This window comes from Pseudomonas sp. FG36, from assembly GCF_057809275.1.
This window is the reverse complement of record NZ_JBMDJQ010000013.1, coordinates 67,356-81,377: the sequence shown is the minus strand read 5'-3', so window position 1 is coordinate 81,377 and position 14,022 is coordinate 67,356. Positions and strand designations below refer to the sequence as shown.

Annotated in this window: 15 protein-coding genes and 1 other RNA gene; 5 read left to right on the top strand and 11 right to left on the bottom strand. The window is 64.2% G+C overall.

Annotated features, from left to right (window positions below):
• Positions 1-4: 4 nt before the first annotated feature.
• The 9 genes from mraY to rsmI all read right to left on the bottom strand — a co-directional run bounded on the left by mraY (position 5) and on the right by rsmI (position 8,961).
• Positions 5-1,087, bottom strand: coding sequence for a phospho-N-acetylmuramoyl-pentapeptide-transferase (gene mraY / locus ACODS9_RS12640; RefSeq protein WP_011535540.1), 1,083 nt, complete (start codon positions 1,085-1,087; stop codon positions 5-7).
• Positions 1,087-2,454 (bottom strand): UDP-N-acetylmuramoyl-tripeptide--D-alanyl-D-alanine ligase, encoded by a 1,368-nt coding sequence (locus ACODS9_RS12635; protein ID WP_489093988.1) that lies wholly within the window; start codon positions 2,452-2,454, stop codon positions 1,087-1,089. The genes mraY and ACODS9_RS12635 overlap by 1 nt, the downstream gene beginning before the upstream one ends.
• Positions 2,447-3,934 carry a UDP-N-acetylmuramoyl-L-alanyl-D-glutamate--2,6-diaminopimelate ligase gene (gene murE / locus ACODS9_RS12630; protein ID WP_489093987.1) on the bottom strand — a complete coding sequence of 496 codons (1,488 nt, stop codon included), beginning with the start codon at positions 3,932-3,934 and terminating at the stop codon, positions 2,447-2,449. The genes ACODS9_RS12635 and murE overlap by 8 nt, the downstream gene beginning before the upstream one ends.
• Positions 3,934-5,661 carry a peptidoglycan D,D-transpeptidase FtsI family protein gene (locus ACODS9_RS12625; protein WP_172670937.1) on the bottom strand — a complete coding sequence of 576 codons (1,728 nt, stop codon included), beginning with the start codon at positions 5,659-5,661 and terminating at the stop codon, positions 3,934-3,936. The genes murE and ACODS9_RS12625 overlap by 1 nt, the downstream gene beginning before the upstream one ends.
• The gene (gene ftsL, locus ACODS9_RS12620) at positions 5,661-5,954 is read right to left on the bottom strand and encodes a cell division protein FtsL (RefSeq protein ID WP_046857013.1); all 294 of its coding nucleotides are present in this window, start codon (positions 5,952-5,954) and stop codon (positions 5,661-5,663) included. The genes ACODS9_RS12625 and ftsL overlap by 1 nt, the downstream gene beginning before the upstream one ends.
• Positions 5,951-6,898 carry a 16S rRNA (cytosine(1402)-N(4))-methyltransferase RsmH gene (gene rsmH, locus ACODS9_RS12615; protein WP_046857014.1) on the bottom strand — a complete coding sequence of 316 codons (948 nt, stop codon included), beginning with the start codon at positions 6,896-6,898 and terminating at the stop codon, positions 5,951-5,953. The genes ftsL and rsmH overlap by 4 nt, the downstream gene beginning before the upstream one ends.
• A complete protein-coding gene (gene mraZ, locus ACODS9_RS12610) occupies positions 6,895-7,350 on the bottom strand; it encodes a division/cell wall cluster transcriptional repressor MraZ (RefSeq protein WP_011535546.1) in 456 nt (151 codons plus the stop codon). Before mraZ ends, rsmH begins: the two co-directional genes overlap by 4 nt.
• A 308-nt stretch (positions 7,351-7,658) precedes the next feature.
• Positions 7,659-8,018: RNase P RNA component class A (rnpB, locus tag ACODS9_RS12605), an RNA gene on the bottom strand.
• 67 nt (positions 8,019-8,085) lie between these two features.
• Positions 8,086-8,961 (bottom strand): 16S rRNA (cytidine(1402)-2'-O)-methyltransferase, encoded by an 876-nt coding sequence (gene rsmI / locus ACODS9_RS12600; protein WP_038707411.1) that lies wholly within the window; start codon positions 8,959-8,961, stop codon positions 8,086-8,088.
• 188 nt (positions 8,962-9,149) lie between these two features.
• On the opposite strand from rsmI, the gene ACODS9_RS12595 reads away from it, so the two are divergent.
• From ACODS9_RS12595 to ACODS9_RS12575, 5 genes are all read left to right on the top strand, one after another.
• Positions 9,150-10,967 (top strand): penicillin-binding protein activator, encoded by a 1,818-nt coding sequence (locus tag ACODS9_RS12595; RefSeq protein ID WP_489093986.1) that lies wholly within the window; start codon positions 9,150-9,152, stop codon positions 10,965-10,967.
• Positions 10,967-11,338: a YraN family protein gene (locus tag ACODS9_RS12590; protein ID WP_489093985.1), complete on the top strand. Its 372-nt coding sequence runs from the start codon at positions 10,967-10,969 to the stop codon at positions 11,336-11,338. The genes ACODS9_RS12595 and ACODS9_RS12590 overlap by 1 nt, the downstream gene beginning before the upstream one ends.
• An 87-nt stretch (positions 11,339-11,425) precedes the next feature.
• Positions 11,426-12,019 carry a phosphoheptose isomerase gene (locus tag ACODS9_RS12585; RefSeq protein WP_046857018.1) on the top strand — a complete coding sequence of 198 codons (594 nt, stop codon included), beginning with the start codon at positions 11,426-11,428 and terminating at the stop codon, positions 12,017-12,019.
• Positions 12,016-12,594: a BON domain-containing protein gene (locus ACODS9_RS12580; RefSeq protein WP_489093984.1), complete on the top strand. Its 579-nt coding sequence runs from the start codon at positions 12,016-12,018 to the stop codon at positions 12,592-12,594. The genes ACODS9_RS12585 and ACODS9_RS12580 overlap by 4 nt, the downstream gene beginning before the upstream one ends.
• A 59-nt stretch (positions 12,595-12,653) precedes the next feature.
• Positions 12,654-12,872, top strand: a complete 219-nt coding sequence (locus ACODS9_RS12575; RefSeq protein ID WP_023630218.1) for a YgdI/YgdR family lipoprotein — start codon at positions 12,654-12,656, stop codon at positions 12,870-12,872.
• A gap of 56 nt (positions 12,873-12,928) precedes the next feature.
• On the opposite strand, the gene ACODS9_RS12570 is transcribed toward ACODS9_RS12575, so the two are convergent.
• Positions 12,929-13,348: a ClpXP protease specificity-enhancing factor gene (locus ACODS9_RS12570; RefSeq protein WP_489093983.1), complete on the bottom strand. Its 420-nt coding sequence runs from the start codon at positions 13,346-13,348 to the stop codon at positions 12,929-12,931.
• A gap of 13 nt (positions 13,349-13,361) precedes the next feature.
• Positions 13,362-13,985, bottom strand: coding sequence for a glutathione S-transferase N-terminal domain-containing protein (locus ACODS9_RS12565; RefSeq protein ID WP_489093982.1), 624 nt, complete (start codon positions 13,983-13,985; stop codon positions 13,362-13,364).
• Positions 13,986-14,022 lie beyond the last annotated feature (37 nt).

Genomic DNA, 14,022 nt, shown 5'->3' with positions numbered 1-14,022 from the left:
TCGTTTACCTCAGTTTCAGGGTGGCAAGGCCAATCAGCACGAGAATCACGGTGATGATCCAGAAGCGGACGATCACCCGTGGCTCGGGCCAACCCTTGAGTTCAAAGTGGTGGTGGATCGGCGCCATGCGGAACACGCGCTTGCCGGTGAGCTTGAACGAGGCCACCTGGATGACCACCGACAGGGTTTCCATCACGAACACGCCGCCCATGATGAACAGGACGACTTCCTGGCGCACGATCACTGCGATGGTGCCCAGCGCAGCGCCCAGGGCCAGCGCGCCGACGTCGCCCATGAATACCTGGGCCGGGTAGGTGTTGAACCACAGGAAGCCCAGGCCCGCGCCGATCAGCGCGCCGCAGAACACGATCAGCTCGCCCGCGCCCGGCACGTAGGGGATCAGCAGGTATTCGGCGAATTTCACGTTGCCCGACAGGTAGCAGAAGATGCCCAGCGCGCCGCCGACCATCACCGTCGGCATGATCGCCAGGCCATCGAGGCCGTCGGTCAGGTTGACCGCGTTGCTCGAGCCGACGATGACGAAATAGGTCAGCACGATGAAGCCGGCGCCCAGCGGGATGGCCAGGTCCTTGAGCATCGGGATGATCAGCGTGGTCTCGACGCTGGTCGGCGCAGTCTTGTAGAGGAAGATCGCCGCAGCCAGGCCGAACACCGACTGCCAGAAATACTTCCAGCGGCTCGGCAGGCCGCGTGAATTCTTCTCGATGACCTTGCGGTAGTCGTCGACCCAGCCGATGGCGCCGAACGCCAGGGTGACGATCAGCACCACCCACACATAGCGGTTGGTCAGGTCGGCCCACAGCAGAGTGCTGATGGCGATGGCGGAAAGGATCAGCGCACCGCCCATGGTCGGGGTGCCGGACTTGGACAGGTGCGATTGCGGACCGTCGTTACGCACGGCCTGACCGATCTGGCGGATCTGCAGGGTACGGATCATCCACGGGCCCAGCCACAGGGCCAGGGACAGCGCGGTCAGCACACCCAGGATCCCGCGCAGGGTCAGGTACTGGAAGACCGCGAAGCCCTTGTGAAACTGTTGCAGATACTCAGCCAACAGCAGCAGCATTAATGTTTCTCCCCGCTGGCGCCGCACAGTGCGGCCACGACGTTTTCCATCGCAGCGCTGCGCGAGCCCTTGATCAAGATAGTGGTGTCGCTGACGGCCTCGGCCTTGACGGCTTCGATCAGGTCAGCTTGAGTGGCGAAATGGCGGCCATTGGTACCGAATGCCTTAACGGCGTAGGCCATGTTGGTGCCCACCGCGTATAGCGCATCGACCTTGCCACGTGCGTAGTCACCCACCTGGCGGTGACCTTCCTCGGCCCATTGCCCCAGTTCGCCGATATCCCCGAGCACCAGGACGGTGCGGCCGGAAAAGCCGGCGAGTATATCAATGGCGGCACACATCGAGGTGGGATTTGCGTTGTAGCTGTCGTCGATCACCCGCGCGCCGCTGGCCGCAATCTGCGCAACGGTACGGCCCTTGACCGGTTGCACGGCGCCAAGACCAGCGGCGATGCCGCTCAGGCTCAGACCAACGGCATGGGCTGCTGCTGCTGCGGCCAGGGCGTTGCTGACGTTATGGGTGCCGAGCAGGTTCAATTGCACCGGGACGCTGCCATCCGGGCCATGCAGGGTGAACGAGGGGCAACCACGGGCGTCGCGGCCAATATCGCTGGCGTGGAAGTCGGCCTGCGGATTGTCCAGCGCAAAGCTGATAACGCGATGATTGCCCGCGCGCTGGCGCCAGATGTCGAACGCCTTGTCGGCCAGGTTGAGGATGGCCGTGCCACCCTCGCCCAGGCCTTCGAGGATCTCGCCCTTGGCCTCGACGATCTTCTCCGGGCCCCCGAACTCGCCGACGTGGGCGGTACCGGCGTTGTTGATGATGACCACCTGCGGCCGGGTCAGGCCGACGGTGTAGCGGATCTCGCCGATGCGCGAGGCCCCCAGTTCGATCACCGCGGCGCTGTGCTCCGGGGCGATCTCCAGCAGGGTCAGCGGTGCGCCGAGGTCATTGTTGAGGTTGCCGCGGGTGGCATGCACCGGCCCGCGGGTACGCAGGATCGCGGCGAGCATTTCCTTGACCGTGGTCTTGCCGCTGGAGCCAGTAATGGCCACCACCGGCTTGTCGAAGGCAGCACGATTCAGCGCGCCGAGCTGGCCAAGCGCTACACGGCAGTCGGCAACCACCAGTTGCGGCAGATCGACATCGGTGATTTCGCGCTCGACCAGCGCGGCAACCGCCCCCTTGGCCTTCACATCGACCAGGTAGTCATGGCCATCGAAGCGCGGCCCGCTGAGGGCGACGAACAGTTGACCGGCAGCGACGCTACGGCTGTCGATGCTGACGCCGGTGAAACTGGCGTCGGCGCCTGCCAGGCGTGCGTTCAATGCAGCAGTCAGCTGGCTGAGCATCATGGGCTTAAGCATGTGGAGCCTCCCAGGCGGCTAGGGCCTTCTCGGCTTCGACCAGATCGGAGAAGTCATGGCGCTCGCCATTGATCTCCTGGTAATCCTCGTGGCCCTTGCCGGCCAGGACGATCACATCCTCGGCAGCAGCAGTGGCGACCAGATGGGCAATGGCCAGGCCACGGCCAGCGACGAACTCCACGCTGTCGGGCTGGGCAAAGCCGGGGCGAATGTCATCGAAGATGCGCTGCGGATCCTCGGTACGCGGGTTGTCATCAGTCACCAGCACACGATCGGCCAGGCGCTCGGCGACTGCCGCCATCAGCGGGCGCTTGCCGGCGTCACGATCACCACCACAGCCGAACAGGCACAGCAACTTGCCGTGGGCGTGCGGGCGCAATGCCTCGAGTACCTTTTCCAGGGCATCCGGGGTGTGGGCGTAGTCGACCACCACCAACGGCTTTTTACCGCCACCCAGGCGCTGCATGCGGCCGACCGGCCCCTGCAACTGCGGGGTGACTTTGAGAATTTCGTCCAGCGAATAGTCCAGCGCCAGCAGGGTAGCCACCGCCGCCAGCATGTTGCTCAGGTTGAAGCGCCCCAGCAGCTGGCTACGCAGGCTGCGTTCGCCCTGTGCGGTGACGAGGGTGGCACGCACGCCATCATCGTCGAACGTGGCCTCGCGGCAGAACAGCGAAGCGTCCGGGTTTTCCAGGCTGTAGCTGAGCAGCCGGGTCTCGATATGATCGGTACTCGGGCGGCGGGCGAAGTCGGCAGCCAGGCGGCGTCCGAACTCATCATCCAGGTTGACCACCTGGCAACGCAGGCTCGGCCAGGCGAACAGCTTGGCCTTGGCGGCCTCATAGGCCTCCATGCTGCCGTGATAGTCCAGGTGATCGCGCGACAGGTTGGTCATCACCGCGATATCGAACTCCAGCGCGGCGACGCGCCCCTGCTCGAGGGCGTGAGAGGACACTTCCATGGCCACGGCCCTGGCACCCGCCTTTTTCAGGTCGTTCAGGGTCGACTGCACCGCGATGGGGTCCGGCGTGGTCAAGCGGCCACTCTGCAATTCACCGTAGAAACCGGTGCCCAGGGTGCCGATCAGCCCGCAACGCTGACCAAGGGCGTCGAGCGCCTGGGCCACCAGCTGGGTGACGCTGGTCTTGCCGTTGGTACCGGTGACACCCACCAGGTTCAACTGGCGGCTGGGTTCGCCATAGAAGCGCCCGGCGATCTGCGACAGCTGGCCTATCAGCCCCTTGACCGGGATCAGCGGCACGTCGGTAAGCGGCAACACGCAGGTGCCCTGCTCTTCATAGGCGACCGCAGCGGCGCCACGGGCCAGCGCGTCGGCAATATGCTCACGGCCGTCGACCTTGGCGCCCGGCACGGCGAGGAACAGATCGCCCTGGCGCACCTGGCGGCTGTCCAGGGTCAGCTCGCGGATCAACGGATCGCGGCTGGCATGGGCGAACAGTTTGCTCAATGGCATCGTCATCAACCTCGCCCTCCCTTGGCGGGTACTGCGCTGGCTTGCTGCGTCGAGGGCGGCAGGTTGTCCGGCGGTACATTCATCAGGCGCAGGGTGCCCGACATCACTTTGCTGAATACGGGTGCCGAGACCAGGCCGCCGAAGTAGCCGCCCTTGCTCGGCTCGTCGATGACCACGACGATGGCATAGCGCGGGTCGCTCATCGGGCCGAAGCCGGCGAACAGCGAACGGTAGGCGTTTTCGGTGTAGCCCTTGGAGCCGACGGTGGCTTTACGCGCCGTACCGGACTTGCCACCCACGTGGTAGAACGGCACCTGGGCACGGAATACCCCGCGCGGTGCTTCGATTACCTGCTGCAGCATGCCCTGCACGGTTTCGGCGGTTTCCTTGGGGATCGCCTGGACCGATTCCGGGGCCTTGTCGACCTTGAGGATCGACAGCGGCACCATCTTGCCGTCGTTGGCCAGTGCGGCGTAGGCATGCACCAGTTGCAGGGCTGTCACCGACACGCCGTAGCCATACGACAAGGTCGCGGTCTCGGCCTTGCGCCACTCGCGGTGGTTGGGCAGGTTGCCGACACGCTCGCCGGGGAAGCCGAGGCCGGTGTACTGGCCCAGGCCTACCTGGGACATGACCCGGTAGATGGCCTCGCCACCGATATCGAAGGCGATCTTGCTCATGCCGACGTTGGACGAGTTGATCAGGATGCCAGTCAGGTCGAGGATCGGACCCTCGCTGCGCGACACGTCCTTGATGGTGTAGCGGCCGATTTGCAGGCTGCCCGGATAGACCTCGACCTTGTCGGTGACCTTCCAGCGGCCACTCTGCAAGGCGGCGCTCATCGAAATCGGCTTGACCGTCGAGCCCGGCTCGAACACATCGATGATCGCCCGGTTGCGCATCGCGGCCGGGAACATGCTGCGGCGGTTGTTCGGGTTGTAGGTCGGCTGGTTGACCATGGCCAGGACCTCGCCGGTCTTGACGTCCATGATCACCAGGCTGCCGGCCTTGGCTTCCTGCTCGGCAATGGCGTTGCGCAGCTCACGGGTGGCCAGGTACTGCAGACGCAGGTCTATCGACAACGCCAAGGTCTTGCCGGCCTTGGCGTTCTTGGTTACCTGGATGTCCTTGATCAGCCGGCCACGCCGGTCCTTGATCACCTGCCGCTTGCCGGGCACCCCGGCGAGCCATTCGTCGTAGGCGAGTTCGACGCCTTCACGACCATGGTCATCCAGGTCGGTGAAACCGACCATGTGCGCGGTGACGTCACCGGCCGGATAGAAACGGCGGAACTCTTCGAGGCCGTAGACGCCCGGAACCTTCAGGTCGAGGACGTGCTGGCCCTGCTCCGGGGTCAGGCCGCGGACCAGGTAGATGAACTCCTTGCTCGCCTGCTGGGTAAGCCGCTCGCTCAGCTGCTGCGGGTTCTGCCCGAGCGCGGCGGCCAGCTGTGGCCAGCGGTCCTTGGCCGCTTGCATTTCCTTGGGGTTGGCCCACAAGGTGGTGACGGGCGTACTGACAGCCAGCGGCTCGCCGTTGCGATCGGTGATCAGCCCGCGGTGCGCGGGGATGGGAATATGGCGCAGGCTGCGGGCGTCGCCCTGCCCCTTGAGGAAGTCGCGGTCGACGACCTGCAGGTCGATGATGCGCCAGCAGATGGCACCAACCATCAGCGCCAGCAAACCGATCACCACCCGGAAGCGCCAGGGGTAGAGTGCGCCTTCGAGCTTCATCATGGCGCCACCATCCGCACTTCGTCAGCGGCGGGCACGCGCATCCTGAGCTGCTCCGAGGCCAGGCTCTCGATACGGCTGGAGGCAGTCCAGGTGCTTTGCTCGAGGATCAACCGGCCCCACTCGGCCTGGGCCTTGTCGCGCTCGTTCAGTTCACCGTACAGGGTGTTGAGCAACTGACGGTTCCAGTGGGCGCTGTAGGAAACGGCGATCGACGAAATCAGGACGGCGACGAACAGCAGAAGCATCAGGAAGCTTCCGCCTGGCAGCGGCTTGGCAAACAGCCTGCTCACCGCAACTTCTCCGCTACCCGCATCACGGCGCTGCGCGACCGCGGGTTGGCCTTGAGTTCGGCTTCGGAGGCGAACTGCGCCTTGCCGATCAATTTGATCTTCGGCTCGAAGGCCTTGTGCTGGACCGGCAGGTTGCGCGGCAAATTGTCTGCCTCGCCCTTGACCAGCTTGCGCATGAACAGTTTGACGATACGGTCTTCCAACGAGTGGAAGCTGATCACTGCCAGGCGGCCACCCACCTCAAGGGCGTCGAGCGCGGCTTCAAGGCCGGTCTCGAGGTCGCCAAGCTCGTTGTTGACATGGATACGCAGGCCCTGGAAGGCGCGGGTCGCAGGGTTCTTGCCCTTTTCCCAGGCCGGGTTGGCGACCTTGAGCACTTCCGCCAGGTCGGCGGTACGGGTGAACGGCTGCTTCTCGCGGCGCTCGACCACTGCGCGCGCCATGCGACCGGCGAAGCGCTCCTCGCCGTACTCCTTGAACACGCGGGCAATTTCTTCGACAGGGGCAGTGGCGACGAACTCGGCGGCGCTGATGCCCTGGCCCGGGTTCATGCGCATGTCCAGCGGGCCGTCGTTGAGGAAGCTGAAGCCGCGCTCGGGGTCGTCCAGTTGCGGCGAGGATACGCCCAGGTCGAGCAGAATGCCGCTGACCTTGCCGTCCAGGCCGCGAGCGCGCACTTCGTCGCCGAGTTCGGCAAAGCTGCGCTGCACAATGACAAAGCGGCCGTCTTCGGCCGCCAGCGCTTGCCCGGTGGCAATCGCCTGAGGATCCTTGTCGAACCCCAGCAACCGCCCTTGCGGCCCGAGCTTGCTGAGGATCAGGCGGCTGTGGCCGCCACGCCCGAAGGTGCCGTCCAGATAGCAACCGTCGGCGCGCAGGGCCAATGCCTCGACGGCTTCGTCGAGGAGGACGGTGATGTGGTTGAAGCCGCTATCTATGGTCACAGGATCAGGTCACGCAAATCATCGGGCATGGCGCCCGGTTGTTGAATAGCTGCAAGGTCGGCTGCCGAAACCGCGTTCCAGGCATCCTCATCCCACAGCTGGAATTTGTTCAGCTGCCCCACCAACATCGCCTTCTTGTCCAGCTTGGCGTACTCACGCAGGCGGGGCGGCACCAGGAAACGCCCGCTGCCATCGAGCTCCAGGTCCACCGCATTGCCGATCAGCAAACGCTGCAGGCGACGGTTTTCCTCACGCAACGACGGCAAGGCACGCAACTTGGCTTCTATCTGTTCCCACTCATCGAGGGGATAAACACACAAGCAGGGGTCAACGGCGTCGATGGTCACGATCAATTGACCATTGCAACGCGAATCGAGCTCGTCACGGTACCGGCTCGGCATGGCGAGACGGCCCTTTGCATCGAGGCTGACGGCGTTGGCTCCGCGGAACACGGCTGCGATTCCCCACAATGTTAGCTTTTTTGTGCCAGAAAACCCACTTCATCCCACTTTCTGCCACTTGCGCACACTATAGGAATCCGCCCGCCACACCGTCAAGGCACGTTCATAAGGAAATCCCTTACAGGACGGCGATTTAGCGCAACAAAGGAAGGTAGAAGGATTACAGGAGGGAAAAACTGACGGAAAAAATCAAACACACTCAAGCGGATAGAGTGAGAAGTTAAAGTAATTTATTAAGAGTAAGATTTTTTCGGTATTACCAGGACGCATCTGCTGTCGATTCAAGCAGGAAAGGAGAGGTGGAGAGTCGATCTGTAAGCCGGGTTTTGTCGAGGACAGTCATTCCTCTACGACGGCCATCACTGGACGCCTCTAGCAACCTACCCGGTTCCGACGCGGGCCACGCCGTATGGAACCCTATTTGGTCTTGCTCCGAGTGGGGTTTACCTAGCCACGGACTGTTGCCAGCCGTGCGGTGCGCTCTTACCGCACCTTTTCACCCTTACCGGCACCGAAGTGCTTAGGCGGTTATTTTCTGTGGCACTTTCCGTAGGCTCGCGCCTCCCAGGCGTTACCTGGCACTCTGCCCTATGGAGCCCGGACTTTCCTCCCCCGCCTTTTGCGGAACAAAAGACGGCAGCGACTGTCCGATCGACTCTCCGCCGCCAAGGTTACCGGTAGCAGCGCTCAAGAACAAGCGGCGCGACCATTAATACCATTATGCCACTAATGGGCTTTCTGCTTTTCCAGGGCCAACTGATAGAGCAGGTTCTTGCGCACCCCGGTGATCTCGGCCGCCAGCGCCGCTGCTTTCTTCAACGGCAGCTCGGCCAGCAGCAGATCCAGCACCCGCTGCGCCTCGGCGCTGATCGCCTGCTCGCCCTCCGGCGCGCTCCAACCGGCCACCAGCACCACACACTCGCCACGCTGCTGATTGCTGTCACCCTGTACGAATGCGCGCAACTCGGCCAACGGCAAGCCTTTGAGGGTTTCGAAAGTCTTGGTGATCTCGCGCGCCAGCAGCGCCGGGCGCTCGCCACCGAACACCGCCTCCATGTCTTCAAGGCACTCGAGGATCCGGTGTGGCGCCTCGTAGAAAATCAGGGTGCGCGGCTCTTCCTTGACCTGCTCCAGACGCGCACGGCGCCCGGCGGCCTTGGCCGGCAGGAAGCCTTCAAAGATGAAGCGGTCCGACGGCAACCCAGCCGCCGACAGCGCGGCGATCAACGCACAGGCGCCCGGCACCGGCACCACCTGCACGCCCGCAGCACGCGCCTGGCGCACCAGGTGATAGCCCGGATCGGAAATCAGCGGCGTGCCGGCATCAGACACCAGCGCCACATCGTCGCCGGCCAGCAGGCGAGTGATGAAACGCCCGCCCTCGTCACGCTCGTTGTGTTCATGACAGGCGGCCAGTGGCGTATCGATGCCGAAATGCTGCAGCAGACGCACCGAGTGGCGGGTGTCCTCGGCGGCGATCAGGCTGACATCCGCCAGCACCTTCAGCGCCCGGGCGCTCATGTCGTCGAGGTTGCCGATGGGCGTGGCAACGACGTAAAGCTTGCCCAACGTGGATTTCGAAACCCCTGCAACATCAGTCACTGCGCACACCTGCTTTCCGGATCAAAGGTCGCCATTGTAGCCCGAGCACCAGTAACAGGGCGCAAAGAACTTCGCCCCGGGCACACCACGGGCCACCTATAGTGAAGGTTCAGTGTCGGCGAGATCGCGCCGTGCCCCCCGCTTGGGTACAATTGCCGGCCAACTTGATCGAGTAACAGGACCTTTACATGATCGCTTGTCTGCGGCTGCTCACAGCCCTCTGCCTCGCTGCCCTGCTGGCAGCCTGCGCCAGCTCGCCCTCATCCAGCCTGGGCGAACTGCCACGCACCCCGGACGCCAGCATCGAGCAACTGCTCGAGAAGGCGGCCTCCAGCAAGTCCGCCGAGGATGCGGCCCTGCTGCGCTTGAGCGCCGCGGACCTGGCATACAAGCAAAAGGATTTCCCGCGCGCCGCGCGGATTCTCGAGCAGGTCCCGCTGGAGCCGCTCAAGCCCGCCCAGCAGGTGTTCGCCTCCACCCTGGCCGCCGAGCTCGCCATGAGCCGCAACCAGCCCAAGGCCGCCCTGACCGCCCTCGCCCACCCGAGCCTGCAGCGCGTCGGCGAACTGCCGACCGAGCAGCAGGCCCGCACCTACAGCGTTCATGCCGCCGCCCTCGAAGCCGACGGCCAGGCCCTGGCCGCCGCCCAGCAGCGCGTACTGCTGGCCCCCCTGCTCAGCGGCCAGGCCGCCAGCGCCAACAATGACGCCATCTGGGCCCTGGTCGCCTCGCTGCCCGCCGAACAGCTGCAGCAGCCGGCCGCCGAAGAGCCCCTGGCCGGCTGGACCAGCCTGGCCCTGGCCGTGAAGCGCGCCGGCACCCTGGAACAGCAACAGGCCGCCATCGACACTTGGCGCCAGCAGCATCCCGAGCACCCGGCAGCCAAGCAATTGCCGACAGCCCTGGTCAAGCTCAAGGAGCTGGCCAGCCAGCCACTGACCAAGATCGCCCTGCTGCTGCCCCAGGAAGGTCCGCTGGCCGGTGTCGCCCGCGCCCTGCGCGATGGCTTCATGGCCGCCCACTTCCAGGCCCAGCAAGGTGGCCAGCCCGCCCCTGCGGTACAAGTGTTCGACAGCTCGCGCATCACCTCGCTCGACGACTTCTACCGCCAAGCCCAGGCTGCCGGCGTGCAACTGGTGGTCGGCCCGCTGGAAAAGCCGCTGGTCAAGAAGCTCGCCGCTTACCCGCAACTGCCTATCACCACCCTGGCCCTGAACTACGCCGACGCCGGCCAGAAAGCGCCGCCACAGCTGTTCCAGTTCGGCCTGGCCGCCGAGGACGAAGCCCGCGAAGTGGCGCGCCGTGCCCGCGCCGACGGCATGGTTCGCGCCGTAGCCCTGGTACCGAGCGGTGAATGGGGCGACCGCGTACTCGCCGCCTTCCGCCAGGACTGGGAAGGCAATGGCGGTACCCTGATCACCGCGCAGCGCATCGCCCAGCCCGTCGCCCTCGCCCAGCAGATCGCCGATCTGTTCCAGCTGCGCCAGAGCGAAGGCCGCGCCAAGAGCCTGCAGAGCACCGTTGGCGGCACCATCGCCGCGCAGCCTTCGCGCCGCCAGGACATCGACTTCATCTTCCTCGCCTCGACGCCGCAGCAGGCCCAGCAGATCAAGCCGACGCTGAACTTCCAGTACGCCGGTGACGTGCCGGTCTACGCCACCTCCAACCTGTACAGCGCCAGCGGTGACGTGAACCAGTACAACGACATGAACGGCATCCGCTTCTGCGAAACGCCTTGGTTGCTGGACACCACCAACAGCCTGCGTCAGCAAGTCGTGCAGCAGTGGCCCCAGGCCGCCGGCAGCCTCGGCCGCCTGTACGCCATGGGCGTCGACGCCTACAGCCTGGCTCCGCGCCTCGGCCAGCTCAAGGCACTGCCGGACAACCGCGTCGAAGGCCTGTCCGGTAGCCTGAGCATGAACCCCAGCCAGCGCATCGAACGCCAGCTGCCATGGGCCGAATTCGCCGGTGGCCAGGTCAAGCGCCTGCCGGACACTCCTCGCTGATGCCCGGCGCATCGCCCAGCCTTACCGGCCAGGCAGCCGAAGATTACGCCCTTGAATACCTTCAAGGGCAAGGTCTGCGGCTGCTGGAGCGCAACTGGCGATGCAAGGGGGGCGAGCTCGATCTGGTCATGCTCGATGCCGATACAGTAGTATTCGTCGAAGTCCGCTACCGGTTGCATGCGGAGTTCGGCGGAGCGCTCGCCAGTATCGATGGGCGCAAGCAGCAACGACTGGCGCTTGCCGCCAACCTCTTCCTGCAGCACGAACCCCGCTGGGCCACCCGCCCCTGCCGCTTCGACGTTATCGCCCTGCAGGGCCGGGGGCATGCGGGGCAACCGCTTCAATGGCTGAAAAATGCCTTCGAATGCTGAACCCAATTCGATTTTCTAGCTCTATGTTTCGCGGGCTGGTCACTGTTGCGCGTAGCAAAGGCCACCGCCCCTCTTAAGGTCACCCAGATGGACATGCAATCCCGAATTCGCCGGCTGTTTCAGGCCAGCATCGACACCAAGCAACAGGCAATGGACATCCTGGCACCCCACATCGAGCAGGCCAGCCTGGTCATGGTCAACGCCCTGCTCAACGACGGCAAGATGCTCGCGTGCGGCAATGGCGGCTCGGCCGGCGATGCCCAGCACTTCTCCTCGGAGTTGCTCAACCGCTTCGAGCGCGAGCGTCCGAGCCTGCCGGCCATCGCCTTGACCACCGACAGCTCCACACTGACCTCGATCGCCAACGACTACAGCTACAACGAAGTCTTCTCCAAGCAGATTCGCGCCCTGGGCCAGCCCGGCGATGTGCTGCTGGCGATCTCCACCAGCGGTAATTCGGCCAACGTGATCCAGGCGATCCAGGCCGCCCATGACCGCGAAATGATTGTTGTCGCCCTGACCGGGCGCGATGGCGGCGGCATGGCCTCGCTGCTGCTGCCCGAGGACGTCGAGATCCGCGTCCCCGCCACGGTCACCGCGCGCATCCAGGAAGTCCACCTGCTGGCGATCCACTGTCTGTGCGACCTGATCGACAGCCAACTGTTCGGGAGTGAAGAATGATCTCCAAGCGTATCGGCCTGATGGCCCTGACCCTATGCCTCGGCATATCGGGCTGCAGTTCCGTGCTCACCTCGGCGCGCAACTCGCCTATCGAGGATGACCGCGGTACCCGCACCATCGGCAGCAAGATCGATGACTCGCTGATCGAGACCAAGGTCTCGGTCAACATCGCCAAGGCCAACCCGGAGCTGGACAAGGGCTCGCACATTGTCGTCAGCAGCTACAACGGTGTCGTGCTGCTTGCCGGCCAGACCCCCCGCGCCGATCTCAAGTCCCTCGCTGAGCAGACCGCCGGCCAGGTGCAGCGAGTCAAGAAGGTGCACAACGAGCTGCAAGTCATTCAGCCGTCGTCGATCCTGGCGCGCAATAACGACGCCTGGCTGACCACCAAGATCAAGACCCAGATGCTGACCGACGAGAGCGTGCCCAGCTCGCGCATCAAGGTGATCACCGAAAACGGCATCGTCTACCTGCTCGGCCTGGTAAGACAGCAAGAGGCCAACGCTGCCACCAATGTGGTGCAAGGTGTGTCGGGCGTGCAGAAGATCGTCAAGCTGTTCGAGTACATCGACTGACAACCCCTTGGCGAGCGTCGGGACGCTCGCCTTTTTCACTCTGATCCAGGAAGTACCCCATGAAAAAGCTGCTGCTGCCCGCCCTGCTGATCGGCACCTTCGCCACCCTGGCCGGCTGCTCCACTCCGAGCGTGATCACCCTCAACGATGGCCGCGAACTGCAGACCACCGACACGCCGCACTTCGACCGCAACTCCGGCTTCTACGAGTTCAAGCAACTGGATGGCAAGCCGACCCGCATCAACAAGGACCAGGTGCAGAGCATCAAGGACCTGTAATTGCGGCAGTAATGAAAAAGGCGATCCCTGCGGATCGCCTTTTTTGTTCCTGCCTGTTACTTCACGACTTTCAGGCTCGGACGACCACTCGGACGCGGCGGCTCGGGCGGACCATCGTCATCCGGCTCGACACCATTGTCCTCAAGGTCATCCTCGTCCGCGAGCGGCGGCTCCAGCTCGAAGACCATGCCCTGGCCATTCTCCCGGGCGTAGATCCCCAGGATGGCGCCAATCGGCACATACAGCGTGTGCGCCACGCCACCGAAGCGCCCTTCGAAGCTCACCGCCTCGTTGTCCATGTGCAGGCTGCGCACGGCACTGGGGGAGATGTTCAGGACGATCTGGCCATCGCTGGCGAAACCTTGTGGCACCTGGACCGCCGGGTATTCGGCGTTGACCAGCATATGGGGCGTGCAATCGTTGTCGACGATCCACTCGTACAGCGCGCGAACCAGATAGGGGCGACTGGAGTTCATCAACGGCTCCTCTTTAAACCTTGCGCATTTCACGTTCGGTAGCAGACAGGCTCGCCTGGAAGGGCTCGCGGGCGAACTGTCGCTCCATGTAATCCAGCAGCGGCTTGGCCTGCCGCGGCAATTCGATACCCATCACCGGCAAGCGCCAGAGTATGGGCAGTAGACAGCAATCGACCAGACTCTGCTCCTCACTCATGAAGCAGGCCATTTCAGCGAACAGCGGGGCCACGCCCGTCAGGCTCTCGCGCAACTCCTTGCGCGCCTGGGTCCGTGCCGGCTCGCTGCTGCGCGAGTCCAGCACGGTGTCGGCCAGGCTGCACCAGTCGCGCTGGATGCGGTGCATCAGCAGGCGACTGTTGCCGCGGGCCACCGGATAAACCGGCATCAGCGGCGGGTGTGGGTAACGCTCCTCGAGGTACTCCATCACCACGCTCGACTCGTACAACGCCAGATCGCGATCGACCAGGGTCGGCAGGCTGCCGTAAGGGTTCACTTCGACCAGCTTGGGCGGCAGGCGATTGCTGTCGACATCGATGATCTGCACTGTGACGCCCTTCTCCGCGAGCACCAGGCGTACCCGATGGGAGTAATGGTCAGCAGGGTCGGAATAGCAGGCTAACCTGTTGGTTGCGCCCATGTAGCGCCTCCTCGTACGGGATGCTTGTAATACTGCA